Genomic DNA, 18,892 nt, shown 5'->3' with positions numbered 1-18,892 from the left:
GCGCCCGGAGACCCGGAGCGCGGCGGCGGTTCGGACAACGAACAGCCTGCCATCAGCAGGCTGCCCGTAATCGCAAGAGCAGTTCGCAAGCGCATCAGGCGCGGTAGTTCGGCGGCTCTTTGGTGATGGTCACGTCGTGGACGTGGCTCTCACGCTGGCCGGCGCCGCTGATCTTCACGAACTTGGGCTTGCTGCGCATCTCGTCGATGGTGGCGCAGCCCACGTAGCCCATGGTGGCGCGCAGGCCGCCCATCAGCTGGTGGATGATGCCGCCCACCGGGCCGCGGTACGGCACGCGGCCTTCGATGCCTTCCGGCACCAGCTTGTCGGCGGTGGCGGCGTCCTGGAAGTAGCGGTCCTTGGACCCCTTCTCCATCGCAGCCAGCGAGCCCATGCCGCGGTAGCTCTTGTACGAACGGCCCTGGTACAGCTCGGTCTCGCCCGGCGATTCCTCGGTACCGGCCAGCAGGCCGCCGACCATGATGGTCGAAGCACCGGCGGCCAGCGCCTTGCCGATGTCGCCCGAGTAGCGGATGCCACCGTCGGCGATCAGCGGGATGCGGTCCTGCAGCGCTTCGGCCACCAGATCGATGGCGGTGACCTGCGGCACGCCGACGCCGGCAACCACGCGGGTGGTGCAGATCGAGCCTGGGCCGATGCCGACCTTGACCGCGTCCGCGCCGCTGTCCAGCAACGCCAGTGCGGCTTCGCCGGTGCAGATGTTGCCGCCGATGACCTGCACCTGCGGGAAGTTCTTCTTGACCCAGCTGACGCGGTCCAGCACGCCCTGCGAGTGGCCGTGCGCGGTATCGACCACGATCACGTCCACGCCGGCGGCGACCAGCGCTTCCACGCGGCGATCGGTATCGCCACCCACACCGACGGCAGCGCCGACCAGCAAGCGGGTCGACAGATCCTTGGCCGCGTTCGGGAAGTCGGTGTTCTTCTGGATGTCCTTGACGGTGATCAGGCCACGCAGTTCGAACGAATCATTGACCACCAGCACCTTTTCGATGCGGTTGCGGTGCAGCAGCTGCAGCACTTCGTCGGACGCGGCGCCTTCCTTGACCGTGATCAGGCGATCCTTCTTGGTCATGATGTGGCGGACCGGATCGTCCAGCTCGGTCTCGAAGCGCATGTCGCGGTGGGTCACGATGCCGGCCAGCAGGCCGTCGCTGCCCACCACCGGCACGCCGGAGATGTTGTGTGCCTGGGTCAGGGCCAGCACGTCACGGATGGTGGTTTCCGGGCCGACGGTGATCGGGTCGCGGATGACACCGGCCTCGAACTTCTTCACCTTGGCCACTTCCGCGGCCTGCTGTTCCAGGCTGAGATTCTTGTGGATGATGCCCATGCCGCCGAGCTGGGCCATGGCGATGGCCAGGCGGGCTTCGGTGACGGTGTCCATCGCGGCGGACAGGATCGGAAGCTTCAGCTTCAGGTCTCGGGTCAACCGCGTTTCGAGGTTGACGTCCTTGGGCAGGATGGTCGAGTGGGCGGGGACGAGCGAGACGTCGTCGTAAGTGAGTGCTTCAGCCTGGATGCGCAGCATCGGCATACCCGAGATGTGGGGAAGCGCGACATTTTACCTTGTTTTCGCGCCGCGTGGCAGGGGGTGGATGCGACGCAGTGTCGCGCGGGCGGCGGTCGGTTCAGGAGGGCTTGGGTGGGTGCCAACCTTGGTTGGCACAACCCGTCCGGCACCGGTACCCCAGATGGGCCGATGGCCCTGATGGATGTGTGCCAACCAAGGTTGGCACCTGCCAGGAGCGGGTCGGCGGGAATCGCGGGGCATCAATGCAACCCCGGTAGCGCCGGGCCATGCCCGGCGAGCGCAGCGGCGCCGCAAACATCCGCCGGGCATGGCCCGGCGCTACCCTCAGGAGGCTTCCGCCGCTTCCAGGGTGTTCTGCATCAACGTGGCCACGGTCATCGGGCCGACACCGCCCGGCACCGGGGTGATCCAGCTCGCCCGCTGCGCCGCCGCGTCGAAGCCGACGTCGCCCACCAGCCGACCATCGTCCAGACGGTTGATGCCAACGTCGATCACCACAGCGCCCGGCTTCACCCACTCGCCCGGCACGATGCCCGGGCGGCCCACCGCCACCACCAGGATGTCGGCGTTGCGCACGGCCTGTTCCAGCACGTCCTTCGGGGTGAACTTGTGGCAGCTGGTGACGGTGCAGCCGGCAATCAGCAGTTCCAGGCCCATCGGGCGGCCAACGTGGTTGCTGACACCGACGATGGTGGCGTTGCGGCCGCGCACCGGCTGATCGGTGTGGCCCAGCAGCGTGGTGATGCCGCGCGGGGTGCACGGGCGCAGGCCGAACTCGCGCAGGGCCAGATGGCCGACGTTTTCCGGGTGGAAGCCATCGACGTCCTTGCGCGGGTCGATGCGCTGGATCAGCCGGCGTGCATCGGGGATGCCCGGCAGCGGCAGCTGGATCAGGATGCCGTTGATCTTCGGATCGGCATTGAGCTGGTCGATCAGGTCCAGCAGCTCGGCCTCGGTGGTGCCGGCCGGCAGGTCGTAATCGTGCGCTTCGATGCCGACCTTCTCGGCGGCACGGCGCTTGTTGCGCACGTACACGGTCGAGGCCGGGTCGCCGCCCACCAGCACCACGGCCAGCCCCGGACGGCTGCCACCGGCCGCGATGCGGGCATCGACACGCACCTTCAGGCTGTCGAGCAGGTCTTCGGCGATGCGGCGGCCATCGAGAATGCGGGCAGGATGCGGGGCGGCGGAATCGTTCATCGAATGCGGGGGCGGCGGCGGTGGGGAGGCTATTGTCCCCGATTCAGGCCCCCTCGCCCACCGCTACGCTCGCCGGGCATGGCCCGGCGCTACCGGGCTTTTCTGGGGGAATGCGAGCCCGGCGTTCACTTCCTGCATCAACGCCGTCCACTGCTCCCGCAGGTCCGACGACGGATCCAGCGAGCGGGCCACGGCCAAGAGCCGCTCTCGTTGCTCCAAGGTGGTACTGGGTGCGTAGAGTCTTCCCGCCAGCCCAGCCAGCCATTCACCATTCCTTACCGGCCAGTTCTCAATGAACGCGGATACTCCTTCAGCGTCAGCGTCGTTCCAGAACTGGCGGAGCTGCATCTCGAACTCAGAGACAGGAGGCGCTACAACTACATGCGCCAGGGAAACCGCCGATGAAAGCTCCCGATACGTCGGGATTGCCCCTGGAACAAGCGGATCCTTTCCTTCCCGCATGAATTGCCGGATCGCCTCTTCCGACAGCGAAGGGTATTCATCTTCATCATCTTCGAACAGCTCGGGTACCAGGTACTCCCAGTTTTCTCCGTCCCTGATCACCAGCAGGTGGTAGCCGCCTGCCGCGTACATGTAGTGGTCGTCGCTGATGAAGGCACGGCCATACACGGAGCCTTCGATGCAGAGAGAGCCACCATTGTATTCACCGTAGACGATGTTCTCGACGCGGACATCGCCAAGAACCCGCATGGAGCTGTCACGGTGCCCGAAGCTCTTGGCGCTGACGTCTCCGCTGACCAGAATGAATTCCGGATAGTCAAACGTAAGCTGGCTAAGGACACCATCTATTTCGACGTTGCCCTCCACAATGACGCCGACATGAAGGCCGAGATCAGCCAGTCGTTCGAATTCGAAATCCTCATGCCAGGACAGCCCATTGCGGAACCATGCCAGCCGCTGCGGGCGTCCCCTCAGCTCGTCCGCCCCGATCACCTCGAAGAAGGCGTCAAGCAGTGGGTGTGGCACCCGCCCATCGCAGTACAGTTCATCGACCACACTTCCCTCGACAATCTCCGCCCCGCCCTCGCACTCGACATATCCGCGAGTCAGCAATGTCTCGGCCAGATGCCGCTGGACTTCCTGCGCCTTGCCCACCGCGTTGAAAGACGCGTGCACCACCAGGCAAGGCCTGCCGATTTTTCCCAGACGTACTCTCAAACAACCCTTGTCCTCATGAACTTCCATGAACTCATGACGCGACATGGATTCCAGATAGCGAGTCGAAGGAGTGACCTGTCCAAGCAGGTTGCCCTCAGTAGCTTCTGCCATGGGTTGGATTCCGAATGGAAATTGGGGCAATCAGTGTCTGAGCCCAATTCATCGGAGTCCATTGGAATAGTTGCAAATATCCCCACCGTCCCGAGGCCGGGGCCGCGCGCAGAGCGCGGTCTATCGCAACCTGGCCGAAGAGCAGCCGGGCATTGGCTCGGCTCTATTCTTCCTCTTCGGGCACGTCCTGCGGGTTCAAGGTCTTGCTTGCCCGCTTCGGCGCGGTGAACGGGGTCGGCGTCGGTACGCCCTGGCCGGAGTTGCCAAACACCATCTTGGCGCCGGCATTCAGGCCGCCACCGGCGATTTCCAGCTCGAAACGCTCGGCGTCGCGGCGACGGATCTGCTCGGCGATCTCGATCGCGTCGTCCTCGTCGGCGCCCAGCTCGACCAGTGCGGCCTGACCGAACAGCACGGCCGATTCAAAGGTCTCGCGGATCTGGAAATCGACGCCGGCATGGATCAGCCGCAGCGAATGCTCGCGGTCGAACGAGCGCACCATCAGCTTGGCCTGCGGGAATTCGTGCGCGACCAGCTCGACGATGCGGTCGGCGGCGTCGGCCTTGTCCACGCACACCGCGATCGCGCGCGCGGTCGCCGCGCCGGAAGCATGCAGCACGTCCAGGCGGGTGCCGTCGCCGTAATAGATCTTGAAGCCGAACCGCGCCGCGCTCTGGATCATCTCCACATCGTTGTCGATGATGGTCACGTCCACGTCGCGCGCCAGCAGCGACTGGCTGGCCACCTGCCCGAAGCGGCCGAAGCCGATCAGCAGCACGCTGCCGGACAGGCCGTCGGCCTCGTCCACGCCCTCCAGGTTCACCGTCGGCTTTGGTGCCACGCGCTTGTAGACCAGCACCACCAGCGGGGTCAGCGCCATCGACAGCACCACCACGGCGGTGAAGTTGGCATTGATGTCCACATCGATCACACCAGCGGCCGCCGCCGCGGAGAACAGCACGAAGGCGAACTCACCGCCCTGCGCCATCAGCACGCCACGGTCCAGCGCCTGCGCGTGGTCGCTGCCCATCAGACGCGCAACGACGTAGATGCACAGTGCCTTGGCCGCCATCAGCGCCAGCACCAGGCCGGCGATCAGCTGCCAGTGCGAAGCCACCACGCCCAGGTCCAGCGCCATGCCGACGCTGAGGAAGAACAGGCCGAGCAGGATGCCGCGGAACGGTTCGATATCGGCTTCGATCTGGTGGCGGAAGGTCGATTCGCTCAGCAGCACGCCGGCCAGGAACGCGCCCATCGCCATCGACAGGCCGGACAGCTGCATCAGCAGTGCCGCGCCCAGCACCACCAGCAACGCGGCGGCGGTCATCACCTCGCGTGCCTTCGATTCGGCCAGCAGGCGGAACAGCGGGTTGAGCAGGAAGCGGCCGACCAGCACCAGGCCGACGATGGCACCGACACCGATCGCCACCGACAGCCAGCGCGAGCCCTCGCCATCGGCGCTGCCCGCGCTGGGCGCCATCCACGCCACCAGGGCCAGCAGCGGCACGATCAGCAGGTCTTCGAACAGCAGGATGGAGACGATCTTCTGCCCCGAAGGCAGCGCGATATCACCGCGCTCGGCCAGCAGCTGCATCACCACGGCGGTGGACGTCAGCACGAAGCCGGTGGCACCGATGAAGGCCACCTGCCACGGGAAGCCGAACAGCTTGGCGATACTGGTCAGCACCAGCGCGCAGGTGACGATCTGCAGCGTGCCCAGCCCGAAGATTTCCTTGCGCAGGCTCCACAGGTGCGAGGGCCGCATCTCCAGGCCGATCACGAACAGGAACATCACCACGCCGAGTTCGGCGGTATGCAGGATGGCCTGCGGATCGGAGAACCAGCCCAGCCCGAACGGTCCGATCGCCAGGCCGGCGGCGAAATAGCCCAGTACCGACCCCAGGCCCAGCCGCCGGAACAAGGGCACCATCACCACCGCCGCGCCCAGCAGGGCAACCACCTTGACCAGCTCGCTGGTCGCTGCTTCTACCGCCATGCGGTGCTTTCCCCGGAATCCAGAATCGCTCACCACGATAGAGCAATGTGGATGACGGCAATAGCACGCATGTTGCGCCGGATTGTCTTGGAGGTGGAACGATGCCGGCAGCCACCCCTTAGATCATTCTGAAACGATCAACGGTGCCAGGCCATGCCCGGCGGATGTGCCTGCGCGCCCCGCTGCGCTCGCCGGGCATGGCCCGGCGCTACCGCGATCACCTGCCCCAGCAGAAGGCGGCGTAATCGATATAGCCCGGGAACGGCACGCCCGGCGCGCAGACCGGGCACTGCGGGTCCGGGCCGATGCCGGTTTCGCGGAAGCGCATGCCCAGTGCATCGAAACGCAGCAGACGCCCCACCAGGGGCTCGCCGATGCCCAGCAGCAGCTTCAACACCTCGGTGGCCTGCAGCACGCCGGCCAACCCTGGCAGCACGCCCAGCACGCCGGCCTCGGAACAGTTCGGCGCGAACTCCGGCGGCGGCGGCTCCGGGAACAGGCAGCGGTAGCAGGGCGCGACGCCGCGCTGGCGGCCGGCGTCGAACACGCTCACCTGGCCGTCGAAGCGCTCGATCGCGGCGTACACCAGCGGTAGCCGGTGCTTGATGCAGGCATCGTTGAGGAGGTAGCGCAGCGGGAAGTTGTCCGAGCCATCCAGCACCACGTCCACCCCGTCCAGCAGGGCGTCGACATTGTCGGAGCTGACCCGCTGCGGCACGGCTTCAATGTCGATCGCGGGATTCAGCGCCAGCAGGCGCTCGCGTGCGGAGTCGACCTTGAGCTGGCCGACACTGGCTTCGGTATGCACGATCTGGCGGTGCAGGTTGCTGCGTTCGACGCGGTCGTGGTCGGCAAAGCGCAGGTGCCCGACCCCGGCGGCGGCCAGGTAGAAGCCGGCCGGTGCGCCCAGCCCGCCCGCACCCAGCACCAGCACACGCGACTGCTGCAGGCGACGCTGGCCCGCCTCACCGACCTGCGGCAGCAGCAGGTGGCGCGAGTAGCGATCGAAGAAATCACGGTCGGCAGCGCTGGCCACTGGCTGCACCAGCGGCAGCGCCTGCTCGCGCCAGGCCACGGTGCCCCCTGCGACCGACGCCACGTTCGCGTAGCCGGCATCGAGCAGGGCCTGCGCGGCGTCGGCCGAACGCTTGCCGGTCTGGCAGATCAGCAGGATTTCCTGTTCCGGGCGTGGCAGGTGCGCGGCCGGGTCGGCCTGCAGTTCCGCCCTCGCCACACCGCGGGCGCCTTCGGCCATGCCACCGGCGCGCTCGTGCGCCTCCCGCACGTCTATCAGCACGGCGCCATGGGCCAGGCGCTCATGCGCCTGCGCGGGGGAAAGCTCTCGGATGCTCATGGCGCCATTATCGCGCAGGCCCTGCCCACGGAGCGTCCCCGGGGTCAGATCCCTTTTCCTTCGGGAAAGGGATCTGACCCCATTCCCCGTCAAACGAAAAAGGCGGCCCTGCGGCCGCCTTTCCGGTTACTTGCCCTTGACGTGTTTCATCAAGCGCCGCTTGGCCTTGATCTGCCGCTCGGTCAGCACGTTTTTCTTGCCCTCGTACGGGTTGGCACCTTCGCGGAACAGGAACACCACCGGCGTACCGATCAGCTTGAAGCGCTTGCGGAAGAAGTTCTCCAGGTAGCGCTTGTACGACTCCTGCAGCTCCTTCAGGCGCGTGCCATGCACGATGAAGGTGGGCGGGTTGGCGCCGGCCGGGTGCACGTAACGCAGCTTGGAGACGTGGCCACGGATGGTCGGCGGCGGGTTGGTCTCGTAGGCCACTTCCAGCGCCTTGTTCACTTCGCTGGTGGTGAACGTCTTGTTCGCCGATTCGTGGGCGCGGTGCACCGCACGGAACAGCTCACGCAGGCCCGAGCCATGCTTGGCCGAGATGCGTACCGATTCCGCCCACGGCACGAAGCCCAGCTTCAGCGACAGCATGGTTTCGGCCTGCTCGCGCTGGTACTCGGTCAGGCCATCCCACTTGTTGATGGCGATCACCAGGGCGCGGCCGGCGTCGAGCACGGCCCCCAGCACGGTGGCGTCCTGGTCGGTCACGCCTTCGGTGGCGTCCAGCATGAGCACGGCCACCTGGCACTGCTCGATGGACTGCATGGTCTTGACCACCGAGAACTTCTCGACCACCTCGTCCACCCGCGAGCGGCGACGCAGGCCGGCGGTGTCGATCAGGCGGTATTCGCGGCCATCGCGTTCCAGGTCGACCGCGATCGAATCGCGGGTAGTGCCGGGCACGTCGGAGGCGATCATGCGCTCCTCGCCGAGGATGCGGTTGACCAGGGTCGACTTGCCCACGTTGGGGCGGCCGACAAAGGCGATGCGCACACGGTTCGGATCGTTGTCCAGCTCTTCGCCACTGCCCTCTTCCGGCAGGCGCTGGATCACTTCATCGAGCAGATCGTCCAGGCCCTGACGATGCGCGGCCGAAACCGTCAGCATCTCGCTGAAGCCGTAGCGCGCGAATTCCGAGCGCACGGCCATCTCGTCGGTGCCGTCGATCTTGTTGATCAGCAGCAGGGTCGGACGCGACAGCTTGCGCAGCCACGACAGGATCTCGTCATCCAGCGCCGACGTGCCCTCACGGGCATCGACGACGAACAGGATCAGGTCGGCTTCGGCGGCAGCGGCCCGGGCCTGACGCGTAGTAGCGCCCGCCAGACCCTCGTCTTCCCCGGCGATACCGCCGGTGTCCACGACGAGGAAATGATTGTCCTCGTCGAGGCGGCAGACGCCGTAGTTGCGATCACGGGTGACGCCGGGCTGGTCATGGACCAGGGCGTCACGGGTGCGGGTCAACGCATTGAAAATGGTCGACTTGCCGACATTCGGCCGTCCAACCAGGGCGACCAAAGGCAGCATCGCGATTACTCCGTATTAATTTGCCAACCGGAAGGCGGTCAGCTTGCCATCCACGTTCTGCACCAGCAGCACCCCGTCGACGACGATCGGCTGGGCCAGCAGAGCTTCACCGCCGCTCTTGGCCCGCGCCGCCATCGCGCCATCGGACGTCTGCAGCCAGTGCACGTATCCCTTGTAGTCGCCGACCACCACGTAGTCGCCGTGCAGTGCCGGGCCGGTCAGCAGGCGCCGGGCGAGCCCGGTCTGCGACCACATCGCCGCGCCACTGGCCTTGTCCAGGCCGAACACGCCACCCTTGTTGTCGGTGACGAACACATTGCCCGACGAGACCGCCACGCCACCGGCACCGCCGTGGTCGCGCGCCCACAGCGGGCGACCGGTCGGGCCTTCGATGGCCATCGTCTGGTTCTTGAAGCTGCTCACGAACAGCGTGTTGCCATCGAGCACCGGCGCACCGTCGATGTCGGCCATGCGCTCCAGCTCGGTGCGCCCTTCAGCGCTGCCCACGTTCTGTTCCCACAGGGTGCGGCCATCCTGCATGGCCAGCGCGGCGATGGCGCCGTCATCCCTGCCGATGAACAGCACGCCCGGACCGGTCACCACCGGCGCATTGCCACGCACGGTCAGCGCCGGCAGTTCGCTCGGGTTGAACCAGCGCTGGGTGCCGTTGCCCACGTCGAAGGCGGTGATGCGGCCGTCGTTGCTGCGCACGAACACCATGCCCTGGGCCACCGCCGGCGCGGCGATCACTTCGCCGGGCACGCGGGCGCGCCACTTCTCGCTGCCATCATTGATGTCCAGCGCGATGACCTGGCCGTCGAGCGTGCCGATCACGACGAGGTTCTCGCCAACACCCGGGCCACCGGACAGGCGCAGCTTGTCCTTCTTCTTTTCCTTCTTCGGCTCCCAGGTCCAGACCTTCTTGCCGGTCTGCAGGTCGATGGCGTGCACGCCCCCGGTGATCGCCGCAGCGAACACGTGACCGTTGGCCACCGCCGGGCCCTGGCGCACGCCGATGCGACGCTCACCCTTGCCCAGATTGACCGACCAGGCCTTGTTGACCTTCAGGGTCGGCTCGAACTTGACCAGTTCGGCCGGCTCCTGCGCCTTCTTCGCTTCCGCGTCCTTGCCGGCGAACCAGCCCTTCATGGTGCTGCAGCCGGACAGCGCCACGCCGAGCAGCAGCACGGTGGCGACGCGGGTGATCATGACCTTCTGACTCATCAAACCGACTCCGCAGGGGCGGCGACGGTGCCGCCGGCGTCCATAACCTTGGTTTCCAGCAGGCGCCGCTGCGGCGCCGCCACGTCCAGCGTCTTCAACGCCTTCTCGTACTGTTCGCGGGCGGCATCGCGCTTGCCCTGAGCCATCAGCGCATCGCCATGGATCTCCAGGCTGCCGCTGTCGGTGGCGCTGCCCAGCAGGGAGATGGCCTCGTCGGCCTTGCCGGTAGCGACCAGCAGGCGGGCCACGCGCTGGTCGACCACGCGCTGCAGGTCACCTTCGACCTTCACGCTGCGCAGCGTCGCCAGGGCTTCTTCGTTCTTGCCGGCGTCGACCTGGGCCTTGGCCAGCTGCAGCGCCGCGAGGTCGCCGTAGATGCTGGAGGGACCGGCTTCGAGCGCCTTCACCGCCTTGGCGGCGTCGTCGAGCTTGTTCTGCTGCAGACCCACCAGTGCCTTCTGGTACTCGACATTGGCCGAGGCCAGCTTGCCGCCCTGCTGCGTCTGCCACCACTGCCAGCCGGCGATGGCGCCGATGGCGATGGCCACGCCACCGATGATGCTGGCGCCATTCTTCCGCAGCCAGCTGCGGACGCGTTCACTTTGTTCGTGCTCGTCGAGCAGATCGTCGATCGCCATGCGTACTCTCGCCCCGCCCATCGGGAGGGACCATTGGGATTATCGAAGGTGGTGAAACCGCGCCTCAGTGCGAAACCGGGACCACGGAGCCTTCAGAGGATACCTGAAAGCGTGCCACGTTGGCTCGCTGGTAGGGCGCCAGATCGACGATAGCGCCGTTCTGCTGAACCTGGACCGCCGAGGCGTTGCCCAGAGTGACCCGGGTCACCTGGCCCGGGGTGAAACTGCGGCTCTCGCCCGACCGGATCAGCGCCTTCTCGACGGTGCTGCCATCGGGGCCGCCGATGTCGACCCAGCTGTCTCCGTTGAACTGCATCTCCAGCGTGGTGCCGGCACCCGCCGCAGTGGCGGCCGGACGCGGGACCGGCGCCAGCGAGGCGACGTACGGGGTCGCGGCCGGCTTGGCGGTGGACGCCACCGAGGTCTCCGTCGATGCCACCGGCTCGGCGCCGTCGGCGGCGGGGGTGACCGGCACGGTCGCCGGGATCACGTCCAGCGAGGCGGTGTTCGGCGACGGCGTGCCGCCATCGAAATGGCCACGCGTGGCGAACCACACCGGCACGGCCAGCACCGCGGTAATGCCGACATACAGCACGCGCCGGCCGAGGTTCTCGGCGATCCGGCGCGCACGCGGGGTATGGGTATGGCTGACCAGGGTCGGCGGGACCACCGGGCCCACCTGGGCCTGCTCCAGCAGTTCGCTCACATCCACATTCAGCAGGCGCGCATAGCTGCGCAGCTGGCCGCGGACGAACACCGGCGCACCGAGCTTCTGCCACTGTTCTTCTTCCAGCGACCTGACCACCTGGACCGGCATGCGCAGCCGCTGTCCGACGTCGTCAAGGGTCAGTCCGGCCGCCTCGCGGGCCTGGCGAAGGCGGGTGCCACAGCCGGCCGCAGTCTCGAGAGCGCTCACAGTCTGGTCATCAATCACAATGCATCAACCCTGGAGTTAGGAGCCCGCATCCTGCGGAAATTCCTGTCGAATCCGCTGCAGATAGCGATCGGATGCTGCGTGATCGCCCAGCCGCGCCTCGATTTGAGACGCAAGTTGTAACACGGAACGTGTTGCGGGTGCAGCCGAAATCCTGCGCTCGGCGAAGGCCCGGGCCTCCATGTAGCGGCCCTGGCGGAAGCTCAGCTGGGCCATCGCCTCCAGGGCGACCGGGTTGGCCGGAGCCACCGCGAGTGCGGCACGCAGGTCGCGCTCGGCCCGTTCGGGCTGCCCCGCGTCGAGCGCACAGCCCCCCGCGTTGGCCTGCGCCTCGGCGGGCGTGGCATAGCCCGGCGCCTGCAGCGCACGATCGAACCACACCAGCGACTCGGCGGCCCGCCCCTGCTGGCACAGCCAGGCGCCATAGTTGTTGAGTACGTCACCGCGCTGCGGGGCCAGCTCTGCGGCCCTGCGGAAGCCCTCGCCCGCCTGCCGGGTGCGGCCGCGGCGGTCATCGATGCCGGCCAGCAGGACCAGTGCGTCAGGCTCGTCGGGCTGCAGCTTCAGCGCCTGTCGGGCCTTGCTCTCGGCACCGTCCAGATTGCCCAGCTGCATGTCGCGGGAGGCCAGCACCAGCAGGTCGTTCACGCGCACCTGGCGACGCACGCCATCCGGGTCACGCACCGAATAGACCGGCGCTTCGCTGGGACCGAGCCGGCCCTTGGGCGTGGAGGAGCAGGCACCGACCGCCATGGCCAGCACGCCCGCAAGCAGCGCCAGCCGGAAGCGGTCAGGCGGCCGCATCGCTCCCCTTCCCCGCCTGCAGCGTCTTGTTGAACTCCGCCTGGCGGCGGGTGCGGTCCATCACCTGGCCCTTGAGCTGGCCACAGGCGGCGTCGATGTCGTCGCCGCGCGTGCGGCGGACCATCGTCAGCACGTTGCTGTCGAGCAGGATCTTCTGGAACGCGCGGATGTCGGCTTCCTCGGAACGCTCGTAACGGGTGCCCGGGAACGGATTGAACGGGATCAGGTTGACCTTGCCCGAGTCCTTGGCCTGCACCGCGTTGTCGAACTGGCGCATCAGCCGGGCCAGCTGCCGGGCATGCTCGGGCTGGTCGTTGATGCCCTTCATCAGGGTGTATTCGAAGGTCACCGACTCGCGACGCTTGTTGGCGCGCAGGTAGCGCGCGCACGAGGCCATCAGCTCGGCGATCGGGTACTTCTTGTTGAGCGGCACCAGCGTCTCGCGCAGCTCGTCGTTCGGTGCGTGCAGCGACACCGCCAGGGAGACATCACTCTCGCTGGACAGGCGGTCGATCTGCGGCACCAGGCCGGACGTGGACAGCGTCACGCGCTTGTTCGCCAGGCCATAGCCCAGATCGTCGCGCATCACGCTCATGGCACGCACGACGTTGTCGAAATTCATCAGCGGCTCGCCCATGCCCATCATCACCACGTTGGTGAGACGGCGCATCTGGTGCGGCACGTTGCCCAGGTGGCGCGCAGCCACCCACACCTGGCCGATGATCTCGGCGGTGGTCAGGTTGCGGTTGAAGCCCTGGGTGGCAGTGGAGCAGAACGTGCAGTTCAGCCCGCAGCCGACCTGCGAGGACACGCACAGCGTGCCGCGGGTCTTGTCCGGGATGTACACGGTCTCGATGGCGTTCTTGCCATCCACGCCCATCGCCAGCAGCCACTTGTGGGTGCCGTCGGCGGAGGGCTTGTCGAACACGATGTTGGGAACGACGACCTCGGCATGATCCTGCAGCTTGGCGCGCAGGACCTTGCCGAGATCGGTCATCTCATCGAAGTCGGTGACGTAGCGGTGGTGGATCCACTTCATCACCTGGTGGGCACGGAACTTCTTCTCGCCGAGAACCTCGACGAAAAACGTCTCCAGGCCCGCGCGATCGAGGTCGAGCAGGTTCTGCTTGCCGGCCGTGGGTGCCGACTTCGGCAGCGGCTGGATGGCGGGTGTCTGTACGACCTCGTTCACGGCATCACTCTCAGCGCGAGACGACTTCGGTCGCGGCGAAGAAGTAGGCGATTTCGATCGCGGCATTCTCGACCGAGTCCGAGCCGTGGGCGGCATTGGCATCGATGGATTCAGCGAAGTCGGCGCGGATGGTGCCCGGCGCGGCTTCCTTCGGATTGGTGGCGCCCAGCAGGTCGCGGTGGGCCAGCACGGCGTTCTCGCCTTCCAGGGCCTGGATCATCACCGGGCCGGAGATCATGAACTCGACCAGGGCGTTGAAGAACGGACGCTCGCGGTGCACGGCGTAGAAGCCTTCGGCTTCACGGCGCGACAGCTGCTTGTACTTGGCGGCGACGACCTTCAGGCCGGCCTTTTCAAAGCGGGCGTAGATTTCGCCGATGACGTTCTTGGCAACGGCGTCCGGCTTGATGATCGAAAGGGTGCGCTCCAGCGCCATGGGATGTCTCCAATGGAATCGGGCCGCTGATGGCCCGAAGGGTACATGAAAAAAACCCGCGTCGGAACGCGGGCTTAGCCTGATAAACGTAGGCGAATTGTAAGAGATCCCACTAAGTAGTGCCAGCCCATGGCTGGCAGGCCTCATGCCGGCCGGGGTCAGGCCCCCGCAGGGGCCCTGACCCCATCCCCCAGCCCGACAGGGGTCGGAGCCCCTTCGGGGATCCGGCCCCGCACCCGGGCGTGAATGCCCTCTGACTGGCCCGGCAGTTTTGCTGCACTGCAAAATGCCATACGCTGCCGTCTGGTTCTAGTATCAAACAATCGTTTGATTAAGGTCCGCCTGCCGATGGCCAAGCCCGCCCACTTCTCGACCAAGGACCGGATCCTCGGTGCCGCGGAAGAGCTGTTCGCCCTGCACGGCTTTGCCGGCACGTCGCTGCGCCAGGTCACCAGCCAGGCCGACGTCAACATCGCCGCCGTCAACTACCACTTCGGTTCCAAGGAAAACCTGGTCAACGAGGTGTTCCGCCGTCGCATGGACGAGATGACCGGCGCCCGCATGGCCCAGCTCGAACGCGCCCGCAGCGAACACCCTGGTGAACTGCGCCCGGTGCTGGCCGCCTTCGTGGAGCCGGCGCTGGCGCTGGCCCAGGACCGCCAGAGCGGCGGCGCCTTCGTCCGCGTGATCGCCCGCGCCTACGCCGAAAAAAACGACAACCTGCGCAAGTTCCTGTCCGACCATTACGGCCACGTGCTGCGTGCGTTCGGCAAGGCCATCGCCGAGTGCGTGCCTGACCTGAGCAAGGAAGAGCTGTACTGGCGGCTGGATTTCCTGGCCGGCTCGCTCACCTACGCCATGGCCGATTTCGGGCTGATCAAGCGTCCCGCCGGTGTCACCGAAGCGGCGCATCGTGCCCAGGCAGCCCACGAGCTCATCCATTTCGCCGAAGCCGGGTTCCGCGCCGCCGCACGCAGCGGCAGCGCCCTGCCCGCCTCCGCCTGATTCCACCCAGTAACTGCTGACCAACAAAGGCCCTTACACCATGTCCAATTCCCTGCTAGTCCGCCGCGCCGCCGTGCTGGGTGCCGGCGTCATGGGTGCCCAGATCGCCGCCCACCTCACCAACGCCGGCGTCGACACCGTGCTGTTCGACCTGCCCGCCAAGGAAGGTCCGGCCGATGGCATCGTGCTGAAGGCAATCGCCAACCTGGGCAAGCTCAGCCCGGCGCCGCTGGCCAGCAAGTCGCTGGCCGAAGCGATCACCCCGGCCAACTACGAGTCGGGGCTGGAGCAGCTGAAGGACTGCGACCTGATCATCGAGGCCATTGCCGAGCGCATGGACTGGAAGCAGGACCTCTACAAGAAGATCGCTCCGTTCGTGGCCGATCACGCCGTGCTGGCGTCCAACACGTCCGGCCTGGGCATCAACAAGCTGGCCGACGTGCTGCCGGAACAGCTGCGCCACCGCTTCTGCGGCGTGCACTTCTTCAATCCGCCGCGCTACATGCACCTGGCCGAGCTGATCCCGGCCTCGACCACCGATGCCGCCGTGCTGGAAGGCCTGGAAGAGTTCCTGGTCACCACGCTGGGCAAGGGCGTGGTCTACGCCAAGGACACCCCGAACTTCATCGGCAACCGCATCGGCGTGTTCTCGATCCTCTCGACCATCCACCACACCCAGCAGTTCGGCCTGGGCTTCGATGAAGTCGATGGCCTGACCGGGCCGCTGGTCGGGCGCCCGAAGTCGGCGACCTACCGCACCTCCGACGTGGTCGGCCTGGACACCATGGCGCACGTGATCAAGACCATGGGCGACACCCTGCCGAACGACCCGTGGCATGAATTCTTCAAGTCGCCCAAGTGGCTGGACGCGCTGATTTCCAAGGGCGCACTGGGCCAGAAGACCGGAGCCGGCATCTTCCGCAAGGTCGGCAAGGACATCGTCGTGCTCGATCTGGAAAAGCAGGACTACCGTCCGGCCGACCGCAGCGCCGCACCGGAGGTGGTCGAGATCCTGAAGATCAGGAACCCGGCCGAGAAGTTCGCCAAGCTGCGCGAGAGCCAGCATCCGCAGGCACAGTTCCTGTGGGCGACCTTCCGCGATCTGTTCCACTACAGCGCCTACCACCTGGCCGACATCGCCGAGACCGCGCGCGACGTCGATCTCGCGATCCGCTGGGGCTACGGCTGGTCGCTGGGCCCGTTCGAGACCTGGCAGGCCGCGGGCTGGAAGCAGGTGGCGCAGTGGATCGCCGATGACATCGTCGCCGGCAAGAGCATGAGCAATGCCCCCCTGCCGGACTGGGTCTTCGATGGCCGCGACGGCGTGCACGCCGCCGAGGGCAGCTACAGCCCGTCGCGCAACGCCAAGCTGCCGCGCTCGTCGCTGCCGGTGTACCAGCGCCAGCGCTTCCCGGATCCGCTGCTGGGCGAAACGTTCGCGCCGGGCGAGACCGTGTTCGAGAACGATGGCCTGCGCATGTGGCACGACGGCGACGGTATCGCCGTGGTCAGCTTCAAGACCAAGATGAACACCGTCTCCGACCAGGTGCTCGATGGCCTGCAGGAATGCGTCTCGCGCGCTGAGAAGGACTTCCAGGGCCTGGTGATCTGGCAGCAGAAGGAACCGTTCTCCGCCGGTGCCGATCTGGCCGGCGCCCTGGGCCTGCTGCAGGCCGGCAAGGTCGACCAGTTCGAGCAGATGGTCGCCAACTTCCAGCGCACCAGCCAGCGCATCAAGTACTCGCTGGTGCCGGTGGTGGCTGCCGTGCGCGGCCTGGCCCTGGGCGGTGGCTGCGAGTTCCAGATGCACAGCGCCAAGACCGTGGCCTTCCTGGAAAGCTATATCGGCCTGGTGGAAGCCGGCGTCGGCCTGTTGCCGGCCGGTGGCGGCCTGAAGGAACTGGCCGTGCGCGCCTCGCAGGCGGCCGGCCCGGGCGGCGACGTGTTCGCCGAACTGAAGAAGACCTTCGAAACCGTGGCCATGGCCAAGGTGTCCAACTCGGCGGTCAACGCCAAGGAACTGGGCCTGCTGCGCAACACCGACAAGGTGGTGTTCAACAGCTATGAGGCGCTGTACATCGCCAAGGCCGAAGCCCGCGCGTTGGCCGAAGCCGGCTACCGTCCGCCGCTGCCGGCACGCCGCATCCAGGTGGCCGGCGACGTCGGCATCGCCACCTTCAAGATGATGCTGGTCAACATGCTGGAAGGTCGCTTCATCAGCCCGTACGACTACGAGATTGCAGAGCGCATCGCCACCGTGCTGTGCGGCGGCAAGGTCGATCGCGGCACCCTGGTCGACGAAGAGTGGCTGCTGACCCTGGAGCGCAAGCACTTCGTCGAACTGGCCCAGCAGGAAAAGACCCAGGCCCGCATCGCGCACATGCTCAAGACCGGCAAGCCGCTGCGCAACTGATTGATGGCGGATGCCGGCCCCGGGCCGGCATCACCTGCTGTGGCAGTCGAGCATGGCTCGACTCTACAAAACCTATTCGAGAGATCACTGCAATGACCAAGCAAATCCAGGACGCCTACATCGTCGCCGCCACCCGTACCCCGGTGGGCAAGGCGCCCAAGGGCATGTTCCGCAATACCCGCCCCGACGACATGCTTGCCCACGTGCTGCGCAGCGTTGTCGCGCAGGCGCCGGGCGTGGACGTCAACCGCATCGATGATGCGATCATCGGCTGCGCGATGCCGGAAGCCGAGCAGGGCATGAACGTGGCGCGCATCGGCGTGCTGCTGGCCGGCCTGCCGAACACCATCGCGGCGCAGACCGTCAATCGCTTCTGCTCCTCCGGCCTGCAGGCCGTTGCGCAGGCCGCCGATGCGATCCGCCTGGGCAACGCCGACCTGATGCTGGCCGGCGGCACCGAGTCGATGTCGATGGTGCCGATGATGGGCAACAAGATCGCGATGGCACCGAGCGTGTTCGACAACGACCATGTGGCCATCGCCTACGGCATGGGCATCACCGCCGAGAAGGTGGCCGAAGAGTGGAAGGTCTCGCGCGAAGAGCAGGACGCGTTCGCCCTGGCCTCGCACCAGAAGGCGATGGCTGCGATCCAGAAGGGCGAGTTCAAGGACGAGATCAGCCCGTATGAGATCGTCTCGCACCTGCCGGACCTGGCCGATGGCCAGCGCATCATCACCCGCAACAAGGTTGCCGATACCGACGAAGGCCCGCGCCCGGATTCCTCGGCCGAAGGCCTGGCCAAGCTGCGCCCGGTATTCCGCAATGGCCAGTTCGGTGGCACCGTCACTGCCGGCAACTCGTCGCAGATGAGCGACGGCGCCGGTGCCGTGCTGCTGGCGTCGGAACAGGCAATCAAGGACTACGGCCTGACCCCGCTGGCGCGCTTCGTCAGCTTCTCGGTGGCCGGCGTGCGCCCGGAAGTGATGGGCATCGGCCCGATCGCCGCGATCCCGAAGGCACTCAAGCAGGCTGGCCTGAACCAGGATCAGCTGGACTGGATCGAGCTCAATGAAGCCTTCGCCGCGCAGTCGCTGGCGGTGATCCGTGACTGCGGCCTGGACCCGGACAAGGTGAACCCGCTGGGTGGTGCGATCGCCCTGGGCCACCCGCTGGGTGCCACCGGTGCGATCCGTACCGCGACCCTGCTGCACGGCCTGCGTCGTCGCCAGCAGAAGTACGGCATGGTGACGATGTGCATCGGCACGGGCATGGGCGCGGCGGGTATTTTCGAGGCGCTGTAAGGTTCAAAGCGTTGCCGGCTGATTGC

The 18,892-nt window shown here is 66.7% G+C and carries 15 protein-coding genes; 3 read left to right on the top strand and 12 right to left on the bottom strand.

From position 1 onward, the window contains the following. Window positions 1-94: 94 nt before the first annotated feature. The 12 genes from guaB to ndk all read right to left on the bottom strand — a co-directional run bounded on the left by guaB (window position 95) and on the right by ndk (window position 14,147). The gene (guaB, locus tag IMX13_RS10120; RefSeq protein ID WP_053517615.1) at window positions 95-1,552 is read right to left on the bottom strand and encodes an IMP dehydrogenase; all 1,458 of its coding nucleotides are present in this window, start codon (window positions 1,550-1,552) and stop codon (window positions 95-97) included. Window positions 1,553-1,879: 327 nt separating this feature from the next. Further along, window positions 1,880-2,755 (bottom strand): bifunctional methylenetetrahydrofolate dehydrogenase/methenyltetrahydrofolate cyclohydrolase FolD, encoded by an 876-nt coding sequence (gene folD, locus IMX13_RS10115; protein WP_053517606.1) that lies wholly within the window; start codon window positions 2,753-2,755, stop codon window positions 1,880-1,882. Window positions 2,756-2,818: 63 nt separating this feature from the next. Further along, on the bottom strand, window positions 2,819-4,045 hold the full coding sequence (locus tag IMX13_RS10110; protein WP_193396274.1) for a hypothetical protein: 1,227 nt from the start codon (window positions 4,043-4,045) through the stop codon (window positions 2,819-2,821). 163 nt (window positions 4,046-4,208) lie between these two features. Next, window positions 4,209-6,041 (bottom strand): monovalent cation:proton antiporter-2 (CPA2) family protein, encoded by a 1,833-nt coding sequence (locus IMX13_RS10105; RefSeq protein ID WP_111186653.1) that lies wholly within the window; start codon window positions 6,039-6,041, stop codon window positions 4,209-4,211. Window positions 6,042-6,258: 217 nt separating this feature from the next. Next, the gene (moeB, locus tag IMX13_RS10100) at window positions 6,259-7,395 is read right to left on the bottom strand and encodes a molybdopterin-synthase adenylyltransferase MoeB (protein WP_227255383.1); all 1,137 of its coding nucleotides are present in this window, start codon (window positions 7,393-7,395) and stop codon (window positions 6,259-6,261) included. A gap of 126 nt (window positions 7,396-7,521) precedes the next feature. Further along, on the bottom strand, window positions 7,522-8,919 hold the full coding sequence (der, locus tag IMX13_RS10095) for a ribosome biogenesis GTPase Der (RefSeq protein ID WP_053520183.1): 1,398 nt from the start codon (window positions 8,917-8,919) through the stop codon (window positions 7,522-7,524). A 15-nt stretch (window positions 8,920-8,934) separates the two neighbouring features. Next, a complete protein-coding gene (gene bamB / locus IMX13_RS10090) occupies window positions 8,935-10,143 on the bottom strand; it encodes an outer membrane protein assembly factor BamB (RefSeq protein ID WP_053520184.1) in 1,209 nt (402 codons plus the stop codon). After that, entirely contained in the window at window positions 10,143-10,781 is a 639-nt protein-coding gene (locus IMX13_RS10085) for a tetratricopeptide repeat protein (protein WP_053520185.1), read from the bottom strand. Before IMX13_RS10085 ends, bamB begins: the two co-directional genes overlap by 1 nt. Window positions 10,782-10,845: 64 nt before the next feature. Next, on the bottom strand, window positions 10,846-11,715 hold the full coding sequence (locus tag IMX13_RS10080; protein ID WP_065175051.1) for a RodZ domain-containing protein: 870 nt from the start codon (window positions 11,713-11,715) through the stop codon (window positions 10,846-10,848). A gap of 18 nt (window positions 11,716-11,733) precedes the next feature. Beyond that, a complete protein-coding gene (gene pilW, locus IMX13_RS10075) occupies window positions 11,734-12,519 on the bottom strand; it encodes a type IV pilus biogenesis/stability protein PilW (RefSeq protein WP_193396273.1) in 786 nt (261 codons plus the stop codon). Further along, on the bottom strand, window positions 12,506-13,711 hold the full coding sequence (rlmN, locus tag IMX13_RS10070) for a 23S rRNA (adenine(2503)-C(2))-methyltransferase RlmN (protein WP_053520188.1): 1,206 nt from the start codon (window positions 13,709-13,711) through the stop codon (window positions 12,506-12,508). The genes pilW and rlmN overlap by 14 nt, the downstream gene beginning before the upstream one ends. A gap of 10 nt (window positions 13,712-13,721) precedes the next feature. After that, a complete protein-coding gene (gene ndk / locus IMX13_RS10065; RefSeq protein ID WP_005409295.1) occupies window positions 13,722-14,147 on the bottom strand; it encodes a nucleoside-diphosphate kinase in 426 nt (141 codons plus the stop codon). Window positions 14,148-14,495: 348 nt separating this feature from the next. Here ndk and IMX13_RS10060 point away from each other — a divergent pair, with 348 nt between their 5' ends. From IMX13_RS10060 to IMX13_RS10050, 3 genes are all read left to right on the top strand, one after another. Beyond that, the gene (locus tag IMX13_RS10060; protein WP_065175050.1) at window positions 14,496-15,152 is read left to right on the top strand and encodes a TetR family transcriptional regulator; all 657 of its coding nucleotides are present in this window, start codon (window positions 14,496-14,498) and stop codon (window positions 15,150-15,152) included. A gap of 40 nt (window positions 15,153-15,192) precedes the next feature. Further along, the gene (locus IMX13_RS10055; RefSeq protein ID WP_180877181.1) at window positions 15,193-17,565 is read left to right on the top strand and encodes a 3-hydroxyacyl-CoA dehydrogenase/enoyl-CoA hydratase family protein; all 2,373 of its coding nucleotides are present in this window, start codon (window positions 15,193-15,195) and stop codon (window positions 17,563-17,565) included. Between the two features lie 92 nt (window positions 17,566-17,657). Continuing rightward, window positions 17,658-18,866, top strand: coding sequence for an acetyl-CoA C-acyltransferase (locus IMX13_RS10050; protein WP_053520191.1), 1,209 nt, complete (start codon window positions 17,658-17,660; stop codon window positions 18,864-18,866). Window positions 18,867-18,892 lie beyond the last annotated feature (26 nt).

The sequence above is a fragment of the Stenotrophomonas sp. B2 genome (assembly GCF_014947095.1).
Lineage (GTDB): Bacteria > Pseudomonadota > Gammaproteobacteria > Xanthomonadales > Xanthomonadaceae > Stenotrophomonas > Stenotrophomonas maltophilia_P.
This window is presented reverse-complemented; position numbering and strand designations above follow the sequence as displayed.

Coding starts and splice junctions, on each gene's coding strand:
- ndk (WP_005409295.1), bottom strand. CDS start 14,147: ATGGCGCTGGAGCGCACCCTTTCGATCATCAAGCCGGACGCCGTTGCC.
- IMX13_RS10060 (WP_065175050.1), top strand. CDS start 14,496: ATGGCCAAGCCCGCCCACTTCTCGACCAAGGACCGGATCCTCGGTGCC.
- bamB (WP_053520184.1), bottom strand. CDS start 10,143: ATGAGTCAGAAGGTCATGATCACCCGCGTCGCCACCGTGCTGCTGCTC.
- IMX13_RS10085 (WP_053520185.1), bottom strand. CDS start 10,781: ATGGCGATCGACGATCTGCTCGACGAGCACGAACAAAGTGAACGCGTC.
- pilW (WP_193396273.1), bottom strand. CDS start 12,519: ATGCGGCCGCCTGACCGCTTCCGGCTGGCGCTGCTTGCGGGCGTGCTG.
- IMX13_RS10050 (WP_053520191.1), top strand. CDS start 17,658: ATGACCAAGCAAATCCAGGACGCCTACATCGTCGCCGCCACCCGTACC.
- moeB (WP_227255383.1), bottom strand. CDS start 7,395: ATGAGCATCCGAGAGCTTTCCCCCGCGCAGGCGCATGAGCGCCTGGCC.
- der (WP_053520183.1), bottom strand. CDS start 8,919: ATGCTGCCTTTGGTCGCCCTGGTTGGACGGCCGAATGTCGGCAAGTCG.
- IMX13_RS10055 (WP_180877181.1), top strand. CDS start 15,193: ATGTCCAATTCCCTGCTAGTCCGCCGCGCCGCCGTGCTGGGTGCCGGC.
- folD (WP_053517606.1), bottom strand. CDS start 2,755: ATGAACGATTCCGCCGCCCCGCATCCTGCCCGCATTCTCGATGGCCGC.
- guaB (WP_053517615.1), bottom strand. CDS start 1,552: ATGCTGCGCATCCAGGCTGAAGCACTCACTTACGACGACGTCTCGCTC.
- IMX13_RS10105 (WP_111186653.1), bottom strand. CDS start 6,041: ATGGCGGTAGAAGCAGCGACCAGCGAGCTGGTCAAGGTGGTTGCCCTG.
- IMX13_RS10110 (WP_193396274.1), bottom strand. CDS start 4,045: ATGGCAGAAGCTACTGAGGGCAACCTGCTTGGACAGGTCACTCCTTCG.